The organism is Ruegeria sp. AF8 (genome assembly GCF_056541825.1).
The window spans coordinates 1-586 of sequence record NZ_JBQFYW010000089.1 but is presented as its reverse complement, the minus strand read 5'-3'; the positions used below and the strand labels follow the sequence as shown (position 1 = coordinate 586).

Here is a 586-nt window from a genome sequence, read left to right as displayed (position 1 = left end):
CGTCCCGGGCGCATTCAACTGGGCGATCACCTCAAGCTCTTTGTTCCGGACCAGCCTGCCTGGAGCCCTGAAAATATGCAGGTTTCCGATTAGTTCCCGATGAAGTGACCTGACGACGCTTCGCGACGCCAGAATGTCGGAATCCATGGCTAATCAGATTGTACACAAGGGTATGGAATGCGTAGCGCCGACGTTAGACGTCGGTTTTGCACGGTATTCAATCAAGGACCCCGGCCAATGAGCTATAAATCCGACATCGAAATTGCGCGTGAAGCGAATAAGAAGCCGATCCAGGAGATCGGCGCGAAGCTTGGAATATCCAGTGATGATCTTTTGCCGTATGGGCATGACAAGGCGAAGGTGAGCCAGGAGTTCATCAACTCGGTGCAGGGTCGTGAGGACGGCAAGCTGGTGCTGGTGACGGCGATCAACCCGACGCCTGCGGGTGAAGGCAAGACGACCACAACGGTTGGTCTGGGTGACGGTCTGAACCGGATCGGCAAGAATGCGATGATCTGTATCCGCGAGGCCTCGCTGGGTCCGAACTTTGGGATGAAGGGCGGCGCTGCAGGGGGCGGCTATGCGC

General features: G+C 56.8%; 1 protein-coding gene. It reads left to right on the top strand.

What is annotated here, in order from left to right; translation table 11 throughout:
• Nucleotides 1–237: 237 nt before the first annotated feature.
• The coding region (locus ACR0AO_RS25515) for a formate--tetrahydrofolate ligase (RefSeq protein ID WP_480609864.1) at nucleotides 238–586 on the top strand (349 nt) is incomplete at its 3' end.